General features: G+C 65.3%; 22 protein-coding genes. 8 read left to right on the top strand and 14 right to left on the bottom strand.

The window, feature by feature from the left end; all coding sequences use genetic code 11:
- Nucleotides 1-20 precede the first annotated feature (20 nt).
- The 3 genes from ACQR2C_RS07400 to ACQR2C_RS07390 all read left to right on the top strand — a co-directional run bounded on the left by ACQR2C_RS07400 (nt 21) and on the right by ACQR2C_RS07390 (nt 1,934).
- Nucleotides 21-419, top strand: a complete 399-nt coding sequence (locus tag ACQR2C_RS07400) for a hypothetical protein (protein ID WP_434880836.1) — start codon at nt 21-23, stop codon at nt 417-419.
- 70 nt (nt 420-489) lie between these two features.
- Nucleotides 490-1,272 (top strand): hypothetical protein, encoded by a 783-nt coding sequence (locus tag ACQR2C_RS07395; RefSeq protein ID WP_434880835.1) that lies wholly within the window; start codon nt 490-492, stop codon nt 1,270-1,272.
- Between the two features lie 428 nt (nt 1,273-1,700).
- Nucleotides 1,701-1,934 carry a cysteine rich repeat-containing protein gene (locus tag ACQR2C_RS07390; protein WP_315800368.1) on the top strand — a complete coding sequence of 78 codons (234 nt, stop codon included), beginning with the start codon at nt 1,701-1,703 and terminating at the stop codon, nt 1,932-1,934.
- 686 nt (nt 1,935-2,620) lie between these two features.
- On the opposite strand, the gene ACQR2C_RS07385 is transcribed toward ACQR2C_RS07390, so the two are convergent.
- From ACQR2C_RS07385 to ACQR2C_RS07345, 9 genes are all read right to left on the bottom strand, one after another.
- On the bottom strand, nt 2,621-2,965 hold the full coding sequence (locus ACQR2C_RS07385) for a Lin0512 family protein (protein WP_315800448.1): 345 nt from the start codon (nt 2,963-2,965) through the stop codon (nt 2,621-2,623).
- 264 nt (nt 2,966-3,229) lie between these two features.
- Nucleotides 3,230-3,949 (bottom strand): ABC transporter ATP-binding protein, encoded by a 720-nt coding sequence (locus ACQR2C_RS07380; RefSeq protein ID WP_315800369.1) that lies wholly within the window; start codon nt 3,947-3,949, stop codon nt 3,230-3,232.
- Nucleotides 3,942-4,697: an ABC transporter ATP-binding protein gene (locus ACQR2C_RS07375; RefSeq protein WP_434848240.1), complete on the bottom strand. Its 756-nt coding sequence runs from the start codon at nt 4,695-4,697 to the stop codon at nt 3,942-3,944. The genes ACQR2C_RS07380 and ACQR2C_RS07375 overlap by 8 nt, the downstream gene beginning before the upstream one ends.
- Nucleotides 4,694-5,695: a branched-chain amino acid ABC transporter permease gene (locus ACQR2C_RS07370; RefSeq protein ID WP_315800371.1), complete on the bottom strand. Its 1,002-nt coding sequence runs from the start codon at nt 5,693-5,695 to the stop codon at nt 4,694-4,696. The genes ACQR2C_RS07375 and ACQR2C_RS07370 overlap by 4 nt, the downstream gene beginning before the upstream one ends.
- Nucleotides 5,695-6,567 (bottom strand): branched-chain amino acid ABC transporter permease, encoded by an 873-nt coding sequence (locus tag ACQR2C_RS07365; protein WP_315800372.1) that lies wholly within the window; start codon nt 6,565-6,567, stop codon nt 5,695-5,697. The genes ACQR2C_RS07370 and ACQR2C_RS07365 overlap by 1 nt, the downstream gene beginning before the upstream one ends.
- Before the next feature lie 10 nt (nt 6,568-6,577).
- Nucleotides 6,578-7,828: an ABC transporter substrate-binding protein gene (locus tag ACQR2C_RS07360; RefSeq protein ID WP_434880834.1), complete on the bottom strand. Its 1,251-nt coding sequence runs from the start codon at nt 7,826-7,828 to the stop codon at nt 6,578-6,580.
- Nucleotides 7,829-7,852: 24 nt separating this feature from the next.
- The gene (locus ACQR2C_RS07355) at nt 7,853-10,228 is read right to left on the bottom strand and encodes a xanthine dehydrogenase family protein molybdopterin-binding subunit (protein ID WP_434880833.1); all 2,376 of its coding nucleotides are present in this window, start codon (nt 10,226-10,228) and stop codon (nt 7,853-7,855) included.
- Nucleotides 10,225-10,758, bottom strand: a complete 534-nt coding sequence (locus tag ACQR2C_RS07350; RefSeq protein ID WP_434880832.1) for a (2Fe-2S)-binding protein — start codon at nt 10,756-10,758, stop codon at nt 10,225-10,227. The genes ACQR2C_RS07355 and ACQR2C_RS07350 overlap by 4 nt, the downstream gene beginning before the upstream one ends.
- Entirely contained in the window at nt 10,755-11,615 is an 861-nt protein-coding gene (locus ACQR2C_RS07345; RefSeq protein ID WP_434880957.1) for an FAD binding domain-containing protein, read from the bottom strand. The genes ACQR2C_RS07350 and ACQR2C_RS07345 overlap by 4 nt, the downstream gene beginning before the upstream one ends.
- A 265-nt stretch (nt 11,616-11,880) precedes the next feature.
- Between ACQR2C_RS07345 and ACQR2C_RS07340 the strand changes: the two genes are divergently transcribed.
- Complete coding sequence (locus ACQR2C_RS07340) at nt 11,881-12,519, top strand: TetR/AcrR family transcriptional regulator (protein WP_434839079.1); 639 nt, start codon at nt 11,881-11,883, stop codon at nt 12,517-12,519.
- A 22-nt stretch (nt 12,520-12,541) separates the two neighbouring features.
- Here the strand turns inward: ACQR2C_RS07340 and ACQR2C_RS07335 are convergent, their stop codons facing one another.
- The 5 genes from ACQR2C_RS07335 to ACQR2C_RS07315 form a co-directional block, all read right to left on the bottom strand.
- Nucleotides 12,542-12,748 (bottom strand): hypothetical protein, encoded by a 207-nt coding sequence (locus tag ACQR2C_RS07335; RefSeq protein ID WP_315712536.1) that lies wholly within the window; start codon nt 12,746-12,748, stop codon nt 12,542-12,544.
- A 196-nt stretch (nt 12,749-12,944) separates the two neighbouring features.
- Entirely contained in the window at nt 12,945-14,390 is a 1,446-nt protein-coding gene (gene ccoG, locus ACQR2C_RS07330; protein WP_434880831.1) for a cytochrome c oxidase accessory protein CcoG, read from the bottom strand.
- Nucleotides 14,391-14,427: 37 nt separating this feature from the next.
- Nucleotides 14,428-14,631 carry a YgaP family membrane protein gene (locus tag ACQR2C_RS07325; RefSeq protein WP_315739305.1) on the bottom strand — a complete coding sequence of 68 codons (204 nt, stop codon included), beginning with the start codon at nt 14,629-14,631 and terminating at the stop codon, nt 14,428-14,430.
- 61 nt (nt 14,632-14,692) lie between these two features.
- Nucleotides 14,693-15,133, bottom strand: coding sequence for a thioredoxin TrxC (gene trxC, locus ACQR2C_RS07320; RefSeq protein WP_434880830.1), 441 nt, complete (start codon nt 15,131-15,133; stop codon nt 14,693-14,695).
- Nucleotides 15,130-16,416, bottom strand: coding sequence for an NAD(P)/FAD-dependent oxidoreductase (locus ACQR2C_RS07315; RefSeq protein ID WP_434880829.1), 1,287 nt, complete (start codon nt 16,414-16,416; stop codon nt 15,130-15,132). The genes trxC and ACQR2C_RS07315 overlap by 4 nt, the downstream gene beginning before the upstream one ends.
- A 120-nt stretch (nt 16,417-16,536) precedes the next feature.
- Here ACQR2C_RS07315 and ACQR2C_RS07310 point away from each other — a divergent pair, with 120 nt between their 5' ends.
- The 4 genes from ACQR2C_RS07310 to ACQR2C_RS07295 all read left to right on the top strand — a co-directional run bounded on the left by ACQR2C_RS07310 (nt 16,537) and on the right by ACQR2C_RS07295 (nt 21,529).
- A complete protein-coding gene (locus ACQR2C_RS07310) occupies nt 16,537-16,836 on the top strand; it encodes an ArsR/SmtB family transcription factor (protein WP_315800450.1) in 300 nt (99 codons plus the stop codon).
- Between the two features lie 120 nt (nt 16,837-16,956).
- Nucleotides 16,957-17,946, top strand: coding sequence for an efflux RND transporter periplasmic adaptor subunit (locus ACQR2C_RS07305; protein WP_316183486.1), 990 nt, complete (start codon nt 16,957-16,959; stop codon nt 17,944-17,946).
- Entirely contained in the window at nt 17,943-21,164 is a 3,222-nt protein-coding gene (locus ACQR2C_RS07300; RefSeq protein ID WP_434880828.1) for an efflux RND transporter permease subunit, read from the top strand. Before ACQR2C_RS07305 ends, ACQR2C_RS07300 begins: the two co-directional genes overlap by 4 nt.
- A gap of 8 nt (nt 21,165-21,172) precedes the next feature.
- Nucleotides 21,173-21,529: a carboxymuconolactone decarboxylase family protein gene (locus tag ACQR2C_RS07295; protein WP_315712545.1), complete on the top strand. Its 357-nt coding sequence runs from the start codon at nt 21,173-21,175 to the stop codon at nt 21,527-21,529.
- Nucleotides 21,530-21,536 lie beyond the last annotated feature (7 nt).

Genomic DNA, 21,536 nt, shown 5'->3' with positions numbered 1-21,536 from the left:
AACCACGGCGATCTTCTGCGATGTACAAGCCGGTCTTGCGCGATTGGATCTGGGCTGACGGACGCGGACCAGAGCTGCGACGAGCGCACTTTTTCGGCCACGGATTGAACTTGATCGCCCTCGACTATCTGAACCCGGACTGGGCTTCCGAGGACGATATGCGACACTTGATCCTTCACAAGACTCAAGTGCATCAAGTCACCCCAGAGGAAGTCCATGACTATTCCCGTGAAACCGTCGGTTGGGGGCCCGCGATCGATCAAGCCGCCGTGGTGGACCTGGGAAAGTCGGACTGGCTGCTGAGCTTCGCCCAGCAGCATCTGGCTCGCTGCCGACATTTTCGCATCATGTTCTATGACGAATATGTCGACGTCATCTGCGAGAGTATCACAGCCGCCCATGGTGCCTACGCTCCGTAGTTGCGGTGCCCAGTGACGGGCGCTCTCGAGCCAAACGTGACTCTGGGCAGCCGAACTGCGGAAGGGAGCCATGGGATCGTTCATCACCAACCTCCACGTTCGCGACGCCGCACCTCGCGCGGTCATCGAGGCGCTCAAGTCTCTCGGCGTCGTTCCGGCCTATGTGCGTGGCTCGCCTGCCGATGCCTGGACCAGCATTTTCCCTCAAGCCGCGTTTCAAGATGAAGCGGGCCTGTCGGCTCTGGCGCTCGCGCTTTCGAGCGCGCTGCAACGGCCGGTCATCGCCTTCATCGTCCATGACAGCGATATCCTGCTGTATCTGCTCGTCGATGACGGCAAGCAGCGCGACAGCTACAACTCGGCACCCGGCTATTTCACCGGCAAGAGCCTGCTGCCCGAGGGCGGTGAGCCCGAGGCGCTGGCAACCTATTGCAGGGCGGACAACGCGACGGACCAGCTGTCGCGGCTGCTGCATCCCGAGCGACATTCTGCGGACCAGGCCCAATCATCGGGACAAACAGAGCACGAGATGATCCTCGACGCGGTCCGTAAGAAAGCGATCGAGGCCTATCCGATGATTGCCGCCAAGATGCCGAATCCGCCGAGCCTCGAGCAATATCTCGCCGACATCGAAAGGCGCATGGCCACAAGGCCTGCCGCAATCGTCGCCACGCCGTCCCCAGCCAGGCCGTTCATGTTTGCCGAAGACAGGTTGACGGGCCTCGCTGAGCTTCTCGGCATTCCCAGCGGACATGCACTTGATAGCTATCACTACCTCTCCGGTGGCGAGGGCACGCCCGGAGTGCTGACGCTCATCGGACCGGACGGCGAAACCGAGATCAGCTTGTCTTGAGTGCGCGGACCGGCTTCTGAGACCCGTCTCGTCATCGCAGCGCGCAGCCGCAGGGGCGTGCGAGCGAGCCGATCGAGCGGCGGGGTGAGCGTAGGACGGTGGCCTCAGGTCGACGGGGGTGAGCTTCCGCAGGGCCGCTGACATCGTCACCGATGTGCCGACTGCCTTCGAGGAGATCGAAGCCATCGCGGTCATGCTGCTGACGCAGCAGGTATTGGTACTGCCTCTCGATGTCGGCGATATCATCATCGTGGAGCAGCTTCCTGGCAGTCACGCCGTCTCGTCCAGGTACGATTCCCGGAACGCGACGCCGTTCCTCCGGCGCGATCCCCTTCGGCTTGATCCTGCGCAACGAACGGACGCAGGACACACGCTACCTCGCTACCGTGCCTACACCACTCCCCAAGGAGGCTTGAATGAGGACGTCCTTGCAACTCGCCATCGTCATCGCCGCCACCGCGGCCATGCCCGCTTTCGCTCAGGGAACCGGGCCGGTGGCAACGCAATGCGCCGCTGACATCCAGAGCTTCTGCTCCGGCAAGCAGCACGGCGCAGGCCAGGTTCGCGCCTGCCTCGAGACCAACCGCGAGAAAGTCTCAGCGGATTGCCGCCAGGCCCTCGACACGACGGGACCCGGCCGAGGCAAAGGCCAAAGACGCTGAGCATGCGCATCGGCTGGCCTGGCCCGATTCCGGGCGCAGGCCAGCCGGCAACTTCCACGGCGATCCGGCCGCGCCCGGGCGAGATCGTCTGCGCCCAGACGAAGCCGATCTTCGGCGCCAAACACCAGCCTTTCCAATGCGATCGGGGTTCGCACGCCGCGTCCACGAAAATTTCGCTTTCGTTTTTCCGAATTCTATGAAATACTCCGCCTGTCCCGCCTCGCCATGAGGGGCGCTTCGCGATCGTCACGAACGTGGAGGCGGTGATGCGACGGGCGTAGGCTGCCGCAGCATGGTTCTCCGTGCGGACGAACGGCAGAATGCGCCGGCGAAATCGTGTGGTCCTGGCCTCCCGATGCTGAGGTCAAGCCGGCCGAGATGATGACCAGCTGGCGACGGGGGCAAACAAGCCGGTCCCCGGGGAGAGCACGTATAAGCCGTCAAACCGTTGCGCAGGGAAGGCCGGAATGTCCGGCTGAGCCTGTGGTTCCTGCCCCGTGCACTTCTTCACGCACGGGGGCCGCGGGTATCAGCGGATACCCGGTCTTCCCTGCGCCCTCTCCTCTCGAGAGGGACATCGTTCTGATATCACCCGGGCGCGCAACGCGCCGCGGGATCGCGATCGCATATCCGGCTGTTTGACATTCACATCAGAACAATCCGTTCAGCGAGATGGGCGCGAGCTCTCACTTGCCATCGTCGAGATGGACCAGCACCGCCGCATTGGCGATGATGATGGCGTCGCTGCCGGCCTCGGCCGGAATCTCCAGCCCGCCCTTCACGGCGGTGACGGTGACCGTGCCATAGGGCAGCTCCTTGGCGACGGCCGCGGTGTCCACCGCCTCGGGGTTCGGCACGCCGATGGTGACGTCGACGAACATGTCCTGCGGCGTCTTGCCGACCATACGGAAGAAGCCCAGGCTGGAATGACGGATCGCATCGGACACCGCCCGCCTGGCCGCCTTGGTGGCGTCGCGGCCGTGGACGTCGACGCCCATTCCCATCTCGGTGATACAGCGGATGCGCGCCATGACGTGTTCCCTCGTCTCGCTTTGCCGGCCTGGCACGACCATAGCCAACGACGCAGCCGGCGCAAGCCGGTGCAGATCGACGACGATCTCCGCATCAAAACGGTCATCCATTGCGGGCGTATATCGTACATGATGACGCTCAGAACTGACGCTGAGAAAGCCCGTGAGATGGTCTCGGGCCGAGGGCATCGGGCTTGCGCGCCTGCCGCAACGGCCGCCGCCGGAGGGAGATGGCTCGTCGCGACGACGGCGCCCCCCGCGGCATCACACCGCGCAGTAGCGATCCTGGATGTCCTTGTCGGCCAGCAGCGCCGCGGCGCTGCTCTCATGCACGACCTCGCCCTGGTCGATGATGACGGCGCGATCGGCGAGCCGCAGCGCCCATTCGACATTCTGCTCCACCAGCAGCAAGGTCTTGCCCTGGTCGCGCAGCCGGCGAAACAGCACGCCCATCTCCTCGACGAGCACCGGCATGATGCCTTCGGAGGGCTCGTCGAGCAGCACCATGCGCGGCCGCGCGATCAAGGCGCGCGCGATCGCCAGCATCTGCTGCTCGCCGCCCGACAGCGTGACGCCCTCCTGGTCCAGCCGCTCGTTCAATCGCGGAAAGGTCTCGGCGATCTCGGCGAATGCCACGCGCTCGTCGATGTCGGCCTTGGCGGCGACCAACCCAAGCCGCAGATTCTCGCGCACGGACAGGCCCGGCACGATGCGACGCTCCTCCGGCACATAGGCGAGGCCGAGATGGAAGCGCTTGTGCGCGGCCAGCGGCAGCAGGCCCTGGCCGGCGAAGCGCACGCTGCCCGAGGCCTTCGGCATCAGTCCCATGACGGTACGCAAGGTCGTGGTCTTGCCGGCGCCGTTGCGGCCGACCAGCGCCACCACCTCACCCTCGTTCACGCGCAGCGAGATGCCGTGCAGCACGTGGCTGGCGCCGTACCAGGCCTGGACATTGTCGAGCTCGAGCAACGCGGTCTCAGCCATAGCCCTCACTCTGTCCCAGATAGACCCGGCGCACGTCCGGATTGGATCGGATGTCCTCAGGACGACCATCGGCGAGCAGCCGGCCGTGATGCAGCACCAGCACCCGCTGGCTCAAGCCGAGCACCATCTTCATCTTGTGCTCGACCAGCAGCACCGTGCGCTTCTCCGCGAGCCGCTCCAGCAGCGCCACCATCTCCTTGGTCTCTTCCGGCCCCATGCCCGCGGTCGGCTCGTCGAGCAGCAGAAGCTCCGGCTCGGAGACCAGCGCAATCGCGATCTCCAGCGCGCGCTGCTGGCCATGGGCGAGATACTTGGCGAGCTCGCAGCGCCGGCCGATCAGGCCGACCGCCATCAAGGCTGCATCGGCGCGTTCGCCGAGCTCGGCAAGATCGGCGCGCTTGCGCCAGATGTCGTAGCTCACGCGCATGGCCTGCGCGGCGACCCGGACATTCTCGTGGACCGACAAATCGGGAAAGATGTTGGTGATCTGGTACGAGCGCGAGATGCCCTGATGCACGAAGCGATGCTGCGGCAGGCCGTTCAGCTCGCGGCCCTTGAACCGCAACGTGCCGCTGCTCGGCGACAGCGTGCCGGAGAGAATGTTGAAGAAGGTGCTCTTGCCGGCCCCGTTCGGGCCGATGATCGAGGTCAGCTCGCCGGCCGCGAACGCGACCGAGATGCCTTCCAGCGCGACGAAGGCCCCGAAACGACGGCCGATCCCGTCCGCGCGCAGCAGTTCGGTGCTCATCGGCGTTGCCTCGCGATCGGCAGCACATCGAGGAACGTGCCCCAGATGCCCTTGGGCAGGAACAGCACGAACACGACGAAGATGGCGCCGACGACGATCTGCCAATGCGGCGTCCACAGCGAGACGACGTCCTCCAGGATCAGGAAGGTGGCGGCGCCGACGAACGGCCCGAAGAAGCTGCGTGCGCCACCGAGCAGCACCATCATCACGATCATGCCGGAGGTCTGGTAGTGCAGGATGTCGAGCGGAACGATGGACAGATGCAGCGCCGACATGCAGCCGCCGACGGCGGAGATCGCGCCCGACAGCATGAACACGATCAGCTTGCAGCGCTCGACGTCGTAGCCGCAGGCCCGCGCGCGCTGCTCGTTCTCCCTGATCGCCTCGATCACGGCGCCGAACGGCGAGTTGAGAATGCGCGACTGCACCCAGATCGCGATCGCCGCGAGCACCATCAGCACGTAATATTTGTTCACGGGATCGAGGAAGTTGATCTGCGCGCCGAACAGGCCGATGTGCTCGACCGTGAAGCCGCGCAGCCCGTTCTCGCCGCCGGTGAAGGAGGAGGCCTGCAGCGCGACGTAGTAGACGAGTTGCGCCAGCGCGAGCGTGACCATGGAGAAATAGATGCCGCGGGTGCGCGTCGAGATCGTGCCGATCAACGCGGCGAGCAAGGTGCTCGCGGCGATCGCCAGCGGCACCGCGACGAACCATGGCAGGCCCCAGCGGCCGATGGCGATGCCGGTCAGATACGCGCCGGTGCCGAAGAAGGCGGCGTGGCCGAACGACAGCAGCCCGGTGTAGCCGAACAGCAGATTGTAGCCCATCACCACGACGCCGTAGATCAGGACGTTCACGGCGAGCGCCTTCGACGGCAGCAGCCAGGGCAGCAGCGCCAGCGCAATGAGCGAGACCAGCACGCGGTGATCCGCGAGAACCGCGACGAGACGCTGCGCCTGAGGAAGCGGCGGTGCTTCGCCGGTCGACTGCACCGTCATCACGCTCTCCCCTTGAGGCCGAACAGACCCTGCGGCCGCACCAGCAGCACGGCCGCCATCAGCGCGAACATCACGATCGTCGCCATCTCGGGCGCGAACAGCGCGACCATGCTGATGCAGATCCCCACCATCAGCCCGGCGACGACAGCACCGACGATCGAGCCAAGGCCGCCGATCACGGTGACGACGAAGGCTTCCGCCAGCACCAGCGTTCCCATCTCCGGATTGACGCTGCGCATGGGTCCCGCCAGCACGCCGCCGAGCGCGGCGAGACCGACGCCAAGACCGAAGATCGCGAGCCACACCTTGCCGATGTCGACCCCGAGCACCCGCATGATCAGCGGATCACGCGCGCCGGCCCGGACGATCAGACCGACCCGGGTCTTCTCCAGCATCAGCCAGAGCACCAGCAGCACGACGGCCACCAGCGCGATCACGAACAGACGATATTTGGGAAAGAAGCCGACACCGAGATCGACGACGCCGACCAACTGCGACGGGGTCGGGAACGGAATGCCATCGCTGCCGAATACGATGCGCACGCCCTCGACCAGGATGTAGCTGAGACCGAAAGTGAGCAGCAGGGGATCATCGATCGAGCGGCCATACAGGCGACGGACCAGGACGTATTCGATCAGCATGCCGAATGCGCCGACCAGAATTGGCGCGAGCAGCAAGCCCCACCAGAAGCTGCCGGTCAGCGACGCCACATACAGGCCGGCATAGGCCCCGATCATGAACAACGCGCCGTGGGCGAAATTGACGACACCCAGCATGCCGAACACGATGGTGAGACCGAGCGCAGTGATGACCAGCACCGCCCCAAGGGCGATGCCGGAAAACAGCTGCATGATGATCAGCGAGAGGTCCATGCGATCGGGATCAGGTGGGATGACCCAGTTCGCTGCAGCTTCGCAGCATCTCGTCCGCCCCGGGATCGCTGGCTACGATCGCGAACAGGTCGTTCTCGTTGGCCATCGCCGACTTCTTCCTGGACTCCAGCACCAGCACCGACTGCACCGACTGGTGGTCGCATTTGCGGTAGTGCTGCGGGCCCTTGGTCAGGTCGTATTGCAGTCCTTCCAGTGCCGCGACGACCTTGTCGGTGTCGGTGCCGCCGGCGGCCTGCATCGCCTGCAGCAGCGAGCCGACGCCCGAGTAGCCATAGGCGCCGTAATCGGTCGGGATCGCGCCGCCATTGGCGACCCGGAACGCCTTGTTGAACTCGGCCGCGGTCTTGTTCTGGGTCTCGAGACCCCAATAATAGTTGGCTCCGCCGACGACGCCCTCGAATACGTCGGGCCCGACGGCGAGGCGCTGGTTGTGCAGGATCACCGGCACCACGATCTTCATCTGCTGCTTGATGCCGAAGTCGACCGCCTGCTTGATCGCGTTGGCTTGGTCGCGGCCGAAATTGCTGATGCACAGCACGTCCGGGCGCAGCGACATCAGCCGCGGCATGAAGGTCGAATAGTCGGCCGCACCGAACGGATGCAGGATCTCGCCGACGCTCTCGGCGCCAACAGCGGCCTGCGCCCGCTTGAAGCCGCGCAGCATCTCATGGCCGTAGGCATAGTCGGCCACGAGATGCGCGACCTTCATGCCCTTCTTGATGGTCTGGCGGGCCACGGCCGCCGTGGTCATGTGCGGGTTCAGCGCCTCGTGGAAGGTGTATTTGCTGAAATCCTTGGCCTCGTTGATGGTGTCGGACTGGCTGATCGACACGTAGATCACGCCGCGGGCGCGCGTCACCTCGTTGACGGCGAGCTGGACGGCGCTGGAGAGCGCGCCGACGACGGCGTGCACCTTGTCCTTCTCGATCAGCTCCAGCGTCCGCGTCGCGGCCTCGCCGGCGTTGAGCTTGTCATCGCGCACCAGCAGCTCGACCTTGCGGCCGGCGATGCCCCCCTTGTCGTTGACCAGCTTCACGGCGAGCTCGGCGCACTTGACCTGGTCACGGGCCTCGGCGGCGAACGGGCCGGTCAGCGGCGTCGGAAAGCCGATGCGGATGGTGTCATCGGCGGCGCGTCCCAGGCGCGGCATCGCGAGCGTGGCGACACCGGCCGACATTCCCATCAACGCCGTGCGGCGGGATATTCCTGGGCGTCGCAGCCTCGTCTCGTAGCTTGGCATGATCTCCTCCCTCATTCGTTTTTCTTAGAACCGGTTGAGCGCCTTGAGCACGCGCGCGGGCGTGATCGGGATGGTGTTGATGGTCGCGCCGAAGGGCATCAGCGCATCATTGACCGCATTCAGCACGCAGGCCGAGGCAGCGGCGGTGCCGGCCTCGCCGCAGCCCTTTGCGCCGAGAATGGTGTCCGCCGTCGGCGTCTCGACGTGATCGATGGTGATGTCCGGCATCTCCATCGCCATCGGCACCAGATAGTCGGCCAGCGATCCGTTGAGCAATTGGCCGGTCTCACCGTAACGGCATTCCTCGAACAGCGCCGCGCCCAGACCCTGAACGACACCGCCGCGCAACTGCTCGTCGACCAGCATCGGATTGATGATGCGGCCGCAGTCCTCGACGACATAGTGCTTCAGCAGCCTGATGAAGCCGGTCTCGACATCGACTTCGAGATAGCAGCCTTGAATGCCGTTGGTGAAGGCGAAGGGGTAGCCCTGCGGCGCGAAATGATGGCTGACCGTCAGTTGCGCCTGGGTGCCCGGCGGCAAGGTGTCGGAGCGGAAATAGGCGATGCGCGCGATCTCGGCGACCGGCAGACGCGGCTGCCCCGTCGCGGCACTGACGATCTGGCCATCGACGACGTCGAGCGCGGCGGGCTGCTCCTGCAGCACCAGCGCGGCAATCTCCAGAATGTTTGCCTTGAGCTTCCGCGCGGCCTGCAGTGCCGTCTCGCCACCGATGCCCGCGCCGCGGCAGGCCCAGGTCGCACCACCATGCGGCGTGACCTCGGTATCGCCGGTGATGATCTTGACGTGCTCCTGGGCGAGGCCGAGCTGCTCGGCGACGATCTGGCTGATGATCGCCTCGGTGCCCTGCCCCTGCTCCGTCACGGAGATCGCGCAGCGCACCTCGCCCGACGGCGTCAGGCTGACGGTCGCGCCATCCTGCGACGAGATGCGCGCGCCGCCGACGCCGTAGAAGGCCGGGCTGGGGTTCGTGATCTCGACGAAGGTCGCGATGCCGGTGCCGCGATGGATACCGCGCCGGCGCAGCTCGGCCTGCTCGGCCCGCAGCGCGTCATAGTCCATGATCTCGCGCAGCCGCCGCAGGCAGACTTCGTGCGACAGCGCCTCGAACTTGTAGCCGGTCGGCGACGCCGTCGGATAGGCATTGTCGGCAATCGCGTTCCTGGCGCGCATCGCGAATGGATCGAGCCCGACGCGGGCAGCGGCGAGATCCACCATGCGCTCGGTGACCGCGCAGGCGATGGGATGTCCGACCGCGCGATACTGGCTGGTCTGCACCTTGTTCTGGAATACGACCTCGAGCGCGGCGCGATAGGACTTGAAATCATAGGGCGCACCGATCAGGCGGATGACCTGGTTGCCTTCGACGACGCTGGTGCGCGGATAGGTCGAGAACGCGCCGATCGCCGTGGCATCGTGGACATCCATGGCGAGGATCTTGCCGTCGGTACCAACGGCCATGCGCGCGTGGACATGGTGATCGCGGGCATGAATATCCGAGACGAAGGACTCGATGCGATCGGCGACGTATTTGACCGGGCGCCCGAGCAGGATCGACAATCCGACGACCGCCATGTCCTCGTGATAGACATGCAGCTTCATGCCGAACGAGCCGCCGATATCCGGCGCGATCACGCGCACGCTGGCTTCCGGGATGCCGTAATGGCGGGAGTACAGATCCTGGAACTGATAAGGCGTCTGCGTCGCATGGTGCACCGTCAGCGCACCGCCCTCGGGATCATAGTCCGCGACGATGGCGCGCGGCTCGAGCGTCACCGGCGTATGACGGCCGAAGCTAAATTCCTGCTCGATCACGTGCGCGGCCGCCGCGAAGGCCTCGTCGACGCCGCCGCTGTCGAGCTGCGTGCGGAAGCAGACGTTGGACGCGGAAGCCGGATTGACCCGCGGTGTCCCCGGCTGGCGCGCGGCGTCGAGATCGACCACCGCCGGCAGCTCCTCGTAACCGACCGAGATCAGCTCCAGCGCATCCTCCGCGATCGCCCTGCTCTCGGCAACCACGGCAATCACGGCCTGGCCGGCCCAGACGACGCGATCGAGCGGCAACGGCAGCTGCGGCTCGGACGTCATGCCCTTGAAATGATCGAGTGTTCCGGTCCATGGCGTACAGATCTTCGCCAGATCAGCGCCGGTCGCGACCAGATGAACGCCCGCAAACGCCCGCGCCGCATCGACCTCGATGCCGGTGATGCGTGCATGAGCATAAGGGCTGCGCAGGAAGGCAGCGTACAGCATGCGCGGCAGGCGAATGTCGGTCACGTAGCGCCCGCGTCCGGCGAGCAGCCGCTTCGCATTCGGACGCGGCACGGAGCGGCCGATATAGGAATTCGGACGGTCGAGCGAGGTCAGCGGCGCGGTCATGGCGACGAGCCCTCCGCGCCCTGCGATGCCGTTGCCGCCCGTGCCTCGGCGACCGCGGCAATGGCGTCAACGATCGCTTCATATCCGGTGCAGCGGCAGAAATTGCCCGAAAGCGCGTCGCGGATGCTCTCGCGACTCGGCTGTGCCGAATGGGTCAACAGCTCATGAGCGGTGATCAGCATGCCCGGCGTGCAGAAGCCGCATTGCAGCGCATTGCGCCGATGAAACTCGGCTTGCAGGTCGGCGATCACGCCGCTCTCCGAGAGCCCCTCGATGGTCTCGATGCGCGCACCATCGGCCTGCACGGCAAACATCAGGCAACCATGCACGGCAGCGCCGTCGAGCTGAACCAGACAGGCGCCGCAGGCGCCCATCTCGCAACCGGCATGCGTGCCGGTCAATTCGAGCTGCTGGCGAAGACAATCCACCAGCGTGTCGCGGGGCGCGACGTCACACGCGACCTTGCGCCCGTTGACGATGAGGCGAATGCGGACCTGCTCCTCGGTCTCGACGTCGACCGGCGCGCTCATGCCGCTTCTCCGATCCGTCCCAGCAGACGGCCGAGCAGAACGCGCGCCAGATGCAGGCGCATCGCCGCCGGAACGTCGTCGCTGTCAGCAGGCGCGAGATCGTCGTCGAGCGCGGCCTGCGCGGCCGCAATCCGTGCCGCATCGATCCGGCTGCCCGTGAGGACTGCCTCCGCATGTCTCGCACGGGTCGGGACATTGCCGACCGAGAAGAACGCGATGCGGAGGCGCTCGATCAGATCGCCCCGGCAGGTCGCGAGCAGACCGCAACCGACCAGTGCATAGTCGCCGCGCCGGCGGGCCAGCTCATCGAACGCGATGCGCTGACCGGCTTTGAAGAGAGGAACATGAACCGCAACGAGGAGCTCGCCGGGCGCGATCGCAGTCTCAAAAAGGTCGGTGAAGAAGTCGTCGGCCTTGACGCGGCGCAGGCCGGACGCGCCGGCAATCTCGATCTCGGCGTCGAGCGCCAGCACCATCGCCGGAAATTCGGAGGCCGGGTCGGCCAGCGCGACGCTGCCGCCAAAGGTCCCGCGATTGCGGATGGCAGGATGCGCGACGAACGGCGCCGCGGCACGCAACAGCGGGGCAAACTCGGCAATCAAGGGATCGGTCAGCATCTCGCAGTGCCGGGTCAAGGCGCCGATCCGCAACCATTCGCCGTCCCGCGTGATGCCGCGCAGCTCTGCAATGTGGTTGATATCGATCAGAGTTCGCGGGGCCTGGAGACGCAACGCCAGCGCCGGAACCAGGCTCTGGCCACCGGCAATGAATCGCGCATCGTCGCCGGCGCTCGCATGAGCCTCGAGCGCCTCGCCGATCGTGTGTGCACGAAAATAGCTGAAAGCCCTCGCTTTCATCCGTTTCCTCGCCGCCAGGGCTCGCCAGCCCGAAATTCCAGATTTGTAACCATCTGGTCTCAAAAGAATTGCACGCGGCGGCAGTGCGGTCAACCAGAAACGAACGATTGGTCACAAATCTGCTTTCGGGTATCAGACAGGCTTGTCGCCACAATCGATTGAGACCATGGCCAGGACTCCGAAGACAGCGAGCGTTGAGACGAAGGGCCGCATTGGTGGACGCCCGCGCAAAACCGACGGCCGCCCACAGGCGAGGCGCCGCAACATGCGCGCTGCCGACCGCGAGCGCCTGATCGTGGATGAAGCGATCCGCTTTTTCGCCGAGCGCGGCTTCGAAGGCCAGACGCGGGAGCTCGCCAAGCGCATGGGCATCGCGCATTCGGTGATCTACCGGCACTTCCCCAGCAAGGAAGCCCTCATCGAACGCGTCTATCAGGAGGTCTATCTGAGCCGCTGGTCGCAGGACTGGGGCCCGCTGATCCGCGATCGCAGCCATCCGCTCAAGGCGCGACTGACCGGCTTCTATCTCGACTACGTGGCGCGCGTGTTCGAATACAACTGGGTGCGGATCTTCGTGTTCTCCGGCATGAAGTCGTTCGGCATCACCGGCCGCTATCTCGACCTCGTCCGGCGCGAGATCATCGAGCCTGCCGCGATCGAGCTGCGGCATGAACTGCAGCTCCCGGACACCGCGACCCGCCCCCTCGGCAGCCGCGAGGCGGAGATGTTCTGGGGACTGCACGGACGCATCTTCTATCTCGCGATCCGAAAGTTCATCTACGAAACACCCGTTCCATCCGATCTCGAGCAGACCGTCCGTGATGCGATCGACCTCTTCATGGACGGCGCCAGACTAGCACTCCCGCGACTGCTGCACGACGATCAGGCCGGACCATTACGATGATCCGGCCCATCGTCGATGACCGTCACGCCGTCCGGCCGCGCCCGCCCTTGATCTTCGCGGCGACGAGATACGATAGCGGCATGGCGACGACGAATCCGACCAGCGCCGCCAACGGCAGGTCTTTCATCGGACTCGCGACCAGCCCCTGCACCGTCAACAATGCCGTCACCGCGCTGCCTGCCAGCACCGTGCCCAGCATGACCCAGATGAGAATTGCGACCTTGAACATCTGTCTTTCTCCGCCAGTAGGAAAGCTTTCGATCCCTTGACGCGAGAATGCTCTGCCTGCGGCCTCCAGGCGGCATTGATTTGGAACAACCGGACTCAGCAATCGAGGGAGGAGCGACCGCTCCTCCCTCGATCAGTCCCGATGAGCCGACGGACTGTCGCCGATGCCTCGCGGTCGGCGATCGAACGACACTGCTCTATCGTGCCGCTGGAACGAAGTGATCGCGCTTGCTGACCGACGTCCCGGTCGTCGGATCCGTGATCTTGATCTCGATGTCCACCGGCGCGGAGGGAAGGTCGGCCCCCTTGGCCTCGATCGACATGCGGATCTCGCGGGTCTGATCCTGACCGACATCGATCACCATGCGACCGTCCTGCTCGCGCGTCTCCCCGGCCACCGTCACCTTCGCGTTCGGAAGCCCCACGACGTCCAGCACGAAGTCGCGCGGCCCGCGCTTGTTGAGCAGACGGACCGTGTAGTCGTTACGGACGCCGCCATCCGACAACTGCACGAACAGCGGGTTACGTTCATGCAGCACGTTGATGCCCATCGTGCCGCGCGTCGCCAGCGAGTACAGCATGATCCCGCCGACGATCGCGATGAAGCTCGCATAGATGATCGTGCGCGGCCGGATGATCCGGTAGATCTCGGGCTTGCCTTCCTTGCGGCGCTGGACGTTGATGTCGGTGTCGTAGCCGATCAGGCCGGTCGGACGGCCGATCTGGGTCATCACGCTGTCGCAGGCATCGATGCACAGGCTGCACTGGATGCAGCCGAGCTGGATGCCGTGGCGGATGTCGACGCCGGTCGGGCAGACGTTGACGCATTGGTGGCAGTCGATGCAGTCCCCGGCGGGTGCGCCCTGCAGCCGTGCGGCTTCCGCCTTCTTGACCGACATGCGCGGTTCGCCGCGGTCGCCCTTGTAGGTGACGTTGAGCGCCCATTCGTCGGTCAGCGCCGCCTGGATGCGCGGCCACGGGCACATATAGATGCAGACCTGCTCGCGGGCGTGACCGGCGAACACGTAGGTCGTCGCCGTCAGGATGCCGATCCAGAGATAGGCGGTGAACGGCGCCTGGAAGGTGGCAAGGTCCTTCACCAGGGTCGGCGCATCGTCGAAATACAGCACCCAGGCGCCCCCGGTCCACCAGCCGATCATGATCCAGAGGAAGTGCTTGAGCGCAACCTGGCGGATATGGGTTAAGGTCCAGCCGCGCTTGTCGCTGAGCATGCGCTCACGGCGATCGCCCTCGGCCCAGCGCTCGACGGCGTAGAACAGGTCGGTCCACACCGTCTGCGGACAGAGATAGCCGCACCACAGCCGGCCGGCGACCGCGTTCATCAGGAACAGGGCGACCGCCGCAATGATGAGCAGGCCGGTGAAGTAGTAGACCTCCTGCGGCCACAGCTCGATGAAGAAGAAGTAGAACCGGCGGTGCGGGAAATCGACCAGCACCGCCTGGTTCGGCATGCCGGGTCCGCGATCCCAGCGGACGAAGGGCAGCAGGTAGTAGATGCCGAGTGTGATGCACAGGATCGTCCACTTGATGCGCCGGAAGCGGCCGTGCACGGCCGCCGGATAGACCTTGTCGCGCGCCTTGTAGAGCGGCCCGACAATATAGGTGTCGTCCGAGTCAGCCATGATATCCCCGCTTCATCTTGCCGTCCTTCCGATCGGTTCAGGAGAACGCGTTGCCGCTCTTGAGCCCCAGCTTCTTGAAGACGATCGCTGCCGGGCAGAAGCCCGTGAACGAGGCCTGGATCATGTTCACGCCAGCAAAGGCCGCCAGCAAGAACCAGTAGGGACTGACGTACCAACCCAGCGCCAGACTGAGCAGGACGACGATCCCTGCGAAGGTGAGAACCGCTTTGTCGACGTTCATGACATATTCCTTCATGGTTGCATTTGAGCGTAATCAAGCAAGTGATTGCCCGGCGGTACGGCTATTGCCGCAGGCCGGACAGCGCCCAGGCGACGATTCGTTGCGAGTTCATCGCACCCGAGATCCGCGCCAGCTCCCGCCCCTGCTGCAACAGCAGCATGGTCGGAATTCCGGAGATGCCGAACCGTGCCGACACCTCCGGCGCCTCGTCCGAGTTCAGCTTCAAGAGTTGCACACGCGGCTCCAACTCCTGGGCCGCGCGCGCGAACATCGGCGCCATCGCACGGCATGGACCGCACCACGGCGCCCAGACGTCGACGAGCAGCGGCAAACTGCTATGCGCGACATGACGTTCGAACGCGGCCTGGTCGACCTCGATCGGATGGCCGCCGAACAGCGGCGTATGACACTTGCCGCATTTCCCCTGCGTCGGCGCCCGGTCCGCGGGCAGACGGTTGATCTGCCCGCAATGGCCGCACACGATCTGCAAACCGTTGCTCATGTCCCGGTCCTGACCTCCTTGATCTTGGCGATGTTGAGCCGGTCGAGCAGGAACTTCTCGTAGAACGGCTCAGGCGTCCCGCGCCTCATCTTGCGCAGGAAGTACTTCTCGAAGGCGACCTTGGCGTAATGCACCCACTCTCCCTTCGACGACCAGTTGACGTTGCGCGGCGGGATCTGCGGCTGGGCCAGAAAGGCGACGCCGGAATCACCGAAATCGGCAAGACAGATCGCGTTCCAGGTCGGCTCGGCTTTTGGCTCCTGGCCGCGCAGCAGCGCCCCGATGTTCAAGGCCGTCGCCGTCACCATCGATTCGATCATGAAGCCGGTCTTGGGCACGCCGACCGGCACCGGCGTCGGCCCGATCGGCGGGATCGCAACGCAGACGCCGATGGCAAACACGTTGGGGAAGGTCGGATTACGCTGATGCTTGTCGACGACGACGAAGCCGCGGGAATTGGTGAGCTTGTCGATGCCGCGGACGGCTCCCACGCCGCGAAAGGCGGGCAGCATCATCGAATAGGCAAACGGCAGCTCGTGCGTCTTGCGGACGGTGCCGTCGTCGGCGACCTCCTCCACGAACATGCGGCCATCCTCGACCTTGGTGACGCGCGCGCTGGTAATCCACTTGATGTGCTTTTCGCGCATCTCGCTTTCCAGCAGGCCCTTGGTGTCGCCGACGCCGTCGAGGCCGAGATGGCCGATATAGGGCTCGGAGGTCACGAAGGTCATCGGCACCTGGTCGCGCATCTTGCGCCGGCGCAGCTCGGTTTCCAGGATGAAGAGGAATTCGTAAGCGGGGCCGAAGCAGGAGGCGCCCTGTACCGCACCGACGATCACCGGCCCGGGTTTCTCGGCGAGCCTGTCAAAGGCCGCCTTGGCATGAGCGGCGTGGTCGACGTGGCACACGGATTGTGTATGCCCATCGGGTCCAAGCCCCGGGATTTCGTCGAAGGCGAGTTCGGGACCGGTGGCGACGACGAGATAATCGTATGCCACCATGCCGCCATCCGTCAGCTCGACCTGGTTCTCGGCCGGATGCACGCGCTTGGCGCCCTGCGTCAGCAGACGGATGCCCTTGCGCTGCATGACGTCAACCAGATCGATCTCGATCTCGTCGCGCTTGCGCCAGCCCACGGCCACCCATGGGTTGGATGGCACGAAATGATAGGAGGACCCCTGCGAGACAACGGTCACGCGATCCTCCCTCCTCAGTTGCGGCAACATTTCATAAGCCATCAGCGAGCCGCTCAGCCCCGCCCCGATCACCACGATTTCCGCCATTGGGATCCTCCATCCGCACTTGATTCATTCTTGCTTCATGTCACCGCGGCGCCGCCGCCGGCCTTGACTATATATTCGATTATCTGTATATACGCAACTATGAAAATTGATGCTGACATCATGGAAGCGGCGGCGGACCAGGCCAGCGACCTCCTGAAGGCGCTGTCGAACCGCCATCGCCTCCTGATCATCTGCCAGCTGGTCGACGACGAGCGGTCGGTTGGAGAACTGGCCGAGTTTCTCGGCCTGCGCGATTCGACCGTGTCGCAGCACCTGGCGCTCCTGCGCAAGGACGGCCTGGTCACCGCCAGGCGCGAGGGGCAGACGATCTACTATTCGATCACAAGCGATCCGGCCCGCGAGGTCCTCAAGACGCTCTATCAGGTGTACTGCGGGCCGAGACCGCGACCGAGACTATGAGGATGCCGGACCGGCATCTTGACCAATATCAAACGGGAACCCCCATCCAGGTGAGATGTCTGCACCGCGGACGGCTCGCCCAATCTCACAATTCGAATCAAACCAGACAGGAATAGGCTGATGCGCAGATTATCGGTCCTGAGCTTGATCGCCGCGATGGCGTGGCAGGCAGCGCCGGCCCTTGCGGAGACGCTGACGGTGGCGCCGCGGCAGGTCGCCGACGAGAAGGCGGTGTTCGCGACGGTGGAGAGCATCAGCGTGGTCCCTGCCCGCGGCCGCATCGGCGGCACCATCGTGCAGCTTTCGGTGCGCGAAGGCGACCCGGTCAAGCGCGGCCAGCCCATCGCCTTGATCGGCGACGACAAACTGGCCCTGCAGATCAAATCGCTCGACGCCCAGATCGAAGCGCTGCAGGCCCAGGCCAACCAGGCGCAGATCGACTTCACCCGCACCGAGGGGCTCGTCGAGCGCGGCACCCTGCCCCGGGTCAAGCTCGACGAGACGCGCACCGCGCTGAACGTCGCCGAGAATTCGCTGCGGGCCAAGACCGCCGAGCGCGCGGTGGTCAATCAGCAGATGAGCGAAGGCCAGGTGCTGGCGCCCGATGACGGCCGCGTTTTGAAGAAGCTGGTTGCCGTCGGATCGGTGGTGCTGCCCGGCGATCCAGTGGTCACGGTGGCGCAGCAGAACTTCAAGCTGCGACTGCGCGTGCCCGAGCGCCACGCTCTCTTTCTCAAGGCCGGCGACAAGGTCCGGGTCGACGGCGCCGAGTTCGGCGACAGCTCCGACAAATGGGGCGTGATCGACCTCGTCTATCCGCAGATCGAGGAAGGCCGGGTCGTGGCGGACGCGATCGTCTCGGGTCTCGGCCAGTATTTCGTCGGCGACCGGCTGCGGGTCTGGATCTCCGGCGGCCAGCGCGACGCCTTCGTGATTCCGTCCCGCTACGTCACGACCCGGTTCGGCATCGACTATGTCCAGTTGCAGCAAGGGACGCAGAAGGTGAGCGTTCCGGTGCAGCGCGGACGCGCTCTGCCGAGCGCCGATCTCCCCGATGGACTTGAAATCCTGTCCGGCCTGCGCGCCGGCGACCAGTTGGTGCAGCCGTGAAACTCGGACTCTCAGGCAAGCTTACCCAGGCGACCATCGCCTCGCCGCTGACGCCGCTGTTTCTGCTCGCGGCGCTCGTGGTCGGCCTCATCGCCGTCGTCGTGATTCCGCGCGAGGAAGAGCCGCAGATCAGCGTGCCGATGGTCGACATCCGTGTCAACGCCGACGGCCTGCGTGCGCCCGACGGCGTCGAGCTCGTGACCAAGCCGCTGGAGACCATCGTCAAGGCGATCGATGGCGTCGAACACGTCTACAGCCAGACCGAGGACGACCGTGTCATGGTCACCGCGCGGTTCCTGGTGGGGACCAAGTTCGAGGACGCGATCCTGCGCGTCCACGAGAAGCTGCGCGCCAACCTCGACCGCATCCCCGTCGGCATTCCCGAGCCGCTGATCGTCGGCCGCGGCATCAACGACGTCGCCGTCACCGTGCTGACGCTGTCGCCGAAGCCGGAAGCTGCCGGGCGCTGGTCGGACAAGGACCTCTACGAGCTCGCCGACAAGCTGCGTGCGGAGCTGACCAAGATCGACAATATCGGCCTGACCTATATCTCCGGCGGCGGCGCCCAGCAGATTCGGGTCGAGCCCGATCCGGAAAAGCTGTCGCTGTTCGGCGTGACCCTGCAGCAGCTCGTCGCCAAGGTGAAGGACGCGAACCGCTCGTTCCTGGCCGGAGACGTTCGCGACGGCGGCATCGTGCGCAATGTCGCCGCGGGCCAGACGCTCACGGGCATCCCGGATATCGGCCTGCTGCTGATCTCGACGCGCGATGGTCGTCCCGTCTATGTGCGCGACGTCGCCACCGTGGTCATCGGCCCCAATCTCGCCGAGCACCGCGTCTGGGACGACGCCCGCAACGACAAGGGCGACTGGCACCGGGTGCCGGCGGTAAGTCTTGCGCTCGCCAAGCGCGCCGGCGCCAATGCCGTGGTGGTGTCGCACGACATCGCGCAGCGCCTCGAAGGGCTGAAGGCCAGTCTCATTCCGAGCGACGTCGCCGTCACGGTGACGCGCGACTACGGCGAGACCGCCAATGAGAAGGCCAACGAGCTGCTGTTCCATCTTGGCCTCGCCACGATCTCGATCGTCGTGCTGATTGCGGTCGCCATCGGCTGGCGCGAGGCCCTCGTCACTTTCGTGGTGATTCCGACCACGATCCTGCTGACGATGTTCGCCGCCAATCTGATGGGCTACACGATCAACCGGGTCAGCCTGTTTGCGCTGATCTTCTCGATCGGCATCCTGGTCGACGACGCCATCGTCGTGGTCGAGAACATCGCGCGCCATTGGGGCATGCATGACGGCCGGCCGCGCCTGCAGGCCACCATCGAGGCCGTCGCCGAAGTCGGCAATCCGACCGTTGTCGCGACCCTGACCGTGGTCGCCGCCCTGCTGCCGATGCTGTTCGTGTCGGGACTGATGGGTCCCTACATGGCGCCGATCCCGGCCAACGCCTCGGCGGCGATGCTGTTCTCGTTCTTCGTCGCCATGGTGGTGGCGCCGTGGCTGATGCTGCGGCTGGCGCCGAGGTCGACCAGCGCCTCTGCGGACTCTCATGACGCGCATGGCGAAGGCCGTCTCGGACGCATCTATCGCAGCGTCGCGCGCCCGATCGTCGCCAGCAAGCGCTCCGCCTGGATCTTCCTGCTCGGCGTCGGCATCGCCACCCTGCTGTCGATGACCCTGTTCGCGACCAAGTCCGTCACCGTCAAGCTGCTGCCGTTCGACAACAAGTCGGAGATCGCGGTGATGGTCGACCTGCCCGAAGGCGCGAGCCTGGAGGATACCGAGCGCACGCTGTTCGCGGCCGCCGACATCGCGCATGGGCTGCCGGAGATCACGACCGTGCAGAGCTATGCCGGCACGGCAGCGCCGTTCAACTTCAACGGTCTCGTGAGGCACTACTATCTGCGGGAGCGGCCCGAACTCGGCGAGCTACAGGTCAATCTCGCCGCGCGCGGCGACCGCAAGCGCGCGAGCCACGACATCGCGCTCGAGTTGCGGCAGCGGCTGAAGAGCATCCCTGTGCCTGCCGGCACCAGCATCAAGGTGGTCGAAGTGCCGCCCGGGCCGCCGGTGCTCGCGACCCTGCTCGCCGAGATCTACGGTCCGGACGCGGCGACCCGGCGCGCCGTCACCACCGAACTCAAGAAGGTCTTCGCCGACGTTCCCTTCATCGTCGATATCGACGATTCCATCGGCCAGCGCCGGCCGCGGCTGCGGCTGTCGATCGACCAGGACAGTCTCGAGTTCTTCGGTGTCGAGCAGCGAGACGTCTACGACACGATCCAGACGCTGTTCGGCGGCGTCTCGGTCGGCTACTCGCATCGCGGCGAAGACCGCAATCCGATCGAGATCGCCGTGCGTCTGCCGAAGCACGACAAGAGCTGGAGTCAGGCCCTGGCATCGACGCCGGTGCCCGCCAACACGTTGCCCGGCAGCAAGACTGTCGTCGAACTCGGCCAGGTGGTGAAGGCCACCATGGAAGAGGGGTCGCCGATGATCTTCCGCCGCGACGGCCGCTTTGCCGACATGGTGATGGCAGAACTCGCCGGCCGGTTCGAGGCGCCGCTCTACGGAATGCTCGCGGTCGCCGACCGGATCGACGCCCATGACTGGGGCAAGCTGCCGAAGCCGGTGATCGGCTTCCACGGCCAGCCGGCGGACGAGTCCCGTCCGACGCTGCTGTGGGATGGCGAATGGGAGATCACCTACGTGACCTTCCGCGACATGGGCGCCGCATTCGGCGCGGCCATCCTCGGCATCTACGTTCTGGTCGTGGCGCAGTTCAAGAGCTTCCGGCTCCCGCTGGTGATCCTGACGCCGATCCCGCTGACACTGATCGGCATCCTGCTCGGCCACTGGTTGCTGGGCGCGCCGTTCACCGCGACGTCGATGATCGGCTTCATTGCGCTGGCCGGCATCATCGTCCGCAACTCGATCCTGCTGGTCGACTTCATCCGCCACAGCGGCGGCGAGGGCAAGACCCTGCGCGACGTCGTGTTGGAGGCCGGCGCCGTGCGCTTCAAGCCGATCCTGCTGACGGCGCTGGCGGCGATGATCGGTGCTGCGACGATCCTGCTCGATCCGATCTTCCAGGGTCTGGCGATCTCGCTGCTGTTCGGTCTGGCCTCCTCCACCCTGCTCACCGTGCTCGTGATCCCCGCGATCTACATCGCGCTGCGCGAGCCCGGCAAACCCACCACGAAGATGTCGTAGGAGCTATCATGACCAAACTGTACAGCGAGATCTGCAAGGACATCTCGGGTAACCTGAAGACGCTGCGCAAGGACATTCCGGACGTGATGCAGGGCTTCTCTGCATTGGCGAGGGCCGCCGCCGCTGATGGCGCGCTCGACAAGAAGACCAAAGAGCTGATCGCGCTGGCGATCGGGGTCGCCGTCCGGTGCGACGGCTGCATCGGCTTCCACGCGGAGGCGCTCGTCCGTCTCGGTGCAAGCCGGCAGGAGGTCGAGGAGACGCTCGGCATGGCGATCTACATGGGCGGCGGACCGTCGTTGATGTATGCCGCCGATGCGATTGCGGCGTTCGAGCAATTCCAGCAACAGGCAGCCGCCGCCTGAGCGCAGG

Source organism: Bradyrhizobium sp. HKCCYLRH3061, from assembly GCF_051168015.1.
Classification (GTDB): domain Bacteria; phylum Pseudomonadota; class Alphaproteobacteria; order Rhizobiales; family Xanthobacteraceae; genus Bradyrhizobium.
The sequence above is the reverse complement of the archived record's forward strand: the minus strand, read 5'-3'. Positions and strand labels throughout refer to the sequence as shown.

What these genes read in the sequence shown, in the direction of transcription:
- ACQR2C_RS07400 (WP_434880836.1), top strand. Translation starts at nt 21, where the DNA reads ATGTACAAGCCGGTCTTGCGCGATTGGATCTGGGCTGACGGACGCGGA.
- ACQR2C_RS07395 (WP_434880835.1), top strand. Translation starts at nt 490, where the DNA reads ATGGGATCGTTCATCACCAACCTCCACGTTCGCGACGCCGCACCTCGC.
- ACQR2C_RS07385 (WP_315800448.1), bottom strand. Translation starts at nt 2,965, where the DNA reads ATGGCGCGCATCCGCTGTATCACCGAGATGGGAATGGGCGTCGACGTC.
- ACQR2C_RS07380 (WP_315800369.1), bottom strand. Translation starts at nt 3,949, where the DNA reads ATGGCTGAGACCGCGTTGCTCGAGCTCGACAATGTCCAGGCCTGGTAC.
- ACQR2C_RS07375 (WP_434848240.1), bottom strand. Translation starts at nt 4,697, where the DNA reads ATGAGCACCGAACTGCTGCGCGCGGACGGGATCGGCCGTCGTTTCGGG.
- ACQR2C_RS07370 (WP_315800371.1), bottom strand. Translation starts at nt 5,695, where the DNA reads ATGACGGTGCAGTCGACCGGCGAAGCACCGCCGCTTCCTCAGGCGCAG.
- ACQR2C_RS07365 (WP_315800372.1), bottom strand. Translation starts at nt 6,567, where the DNA reads ATGGACCTCTCGCTGATCATCATGCAGCTGTTTTCCGGCATCGCCCTT.
- ACQR2C_RS07360 (WP_434880834.1), bottom strand. Translation starts at nt 7,828, where the DNA reads ATGCCAAGCTACGAGACGAGGCTGCGACGCCCAGGAATATCCCGCCGC.
- ACQR2C_RS07355 (WP_434880833.1), bottom strand. Translation starts at nt 10,228, where the DNA reads ATGACCGCGCCGCTGACCTCGCTCGACCGTCCGAATTCCTATATCGGC.
- ACQR2C_RS07350 (WP_434880832.1), bottom strand. Translation starts at nt 10,758, where the DNA reads ATGAGCGCGCCGGTCGACGTCGAGACCGAGGAGCAGGTCCGCATTCGC.
- ACQR2C_RS07345 (WP_434880957.1), bottom strand. Translation starts at nt 11,615, where the DNA reads ATGAAAGCGAGGGCTTTCAGCTATTTTCGTGCACACACGATCGGCGAG.
- ACQR2C_RS07340 (WP_434839079.1), top strand. Translation starts at nt 11,881, where the DNA reads ATGCGCGCTGCCGACCGCGAGCGCCTGATCGTGGATGAAGCGATCCGC.
- ACQR2C_RS07335 (WP_315712536.1), bottom strand. Translation starts at nt 12,748, where the DNA reads ATGTTCAAGGTCGCAATTCTCATCTGGGTCATGCTGGGCACGGTGCTG.
- ccoG (WP_434880831.1), bottom strand. Translation starts at nt 14,390, where the DNA reads ATGGCTGACTCGGACGACACCTATATTGTCGGGCCGCTCTACAAGGCG.
- ACQR2C_RS07325 (WP_315739305.1), bottom strand. Translation starts at nt 14,631, where the DNA reads ATGAACGTCGACAAAGCGGTTCTCACCTTCGCAGGGATCGTCGTCCTG.
- trxC (WP_434880830.1), bottom strand. Translation starts at nt 15,133, where the DNA reads ATGAGCAACGGTTTGCAGATCGTGTGCGGCCATTGCGGGCAGATCAAC.
- ACQR2C_RS07315 (WP_434880829.1), bottom strand. Translation starts at nt 16,416, where the DNA reads ATGGCGGAAATCGTGGTGATCGGGGCGGGGCTGAGCGGCTCGCTGATG.
- ACQR2C_RS07310 (WP_315800450.1), top strand. Translation starts at nt 16,537, where the DNA reads ATGGAAGCGGCGGCGGACCAGGCCAGCGACCTCCTGAAGGCGCTGTCG.
- ACQR2C_RS07305 (WP_316183486.1), top strand. Translation starts at nt 16,957, where the DNA reads ATGCGCAGATTATCGGTCCTGAGCTTGATCGCCGCGATGGCGTGGCAG.
- ACQR2C_RS07295 (WP_315712545.1), top strand. Translation starts at nt 21,173, where the DNA reads ATGACCAAACTGTACAGCGAGATCTGCAAGGACATCTCGGGTAACCTG.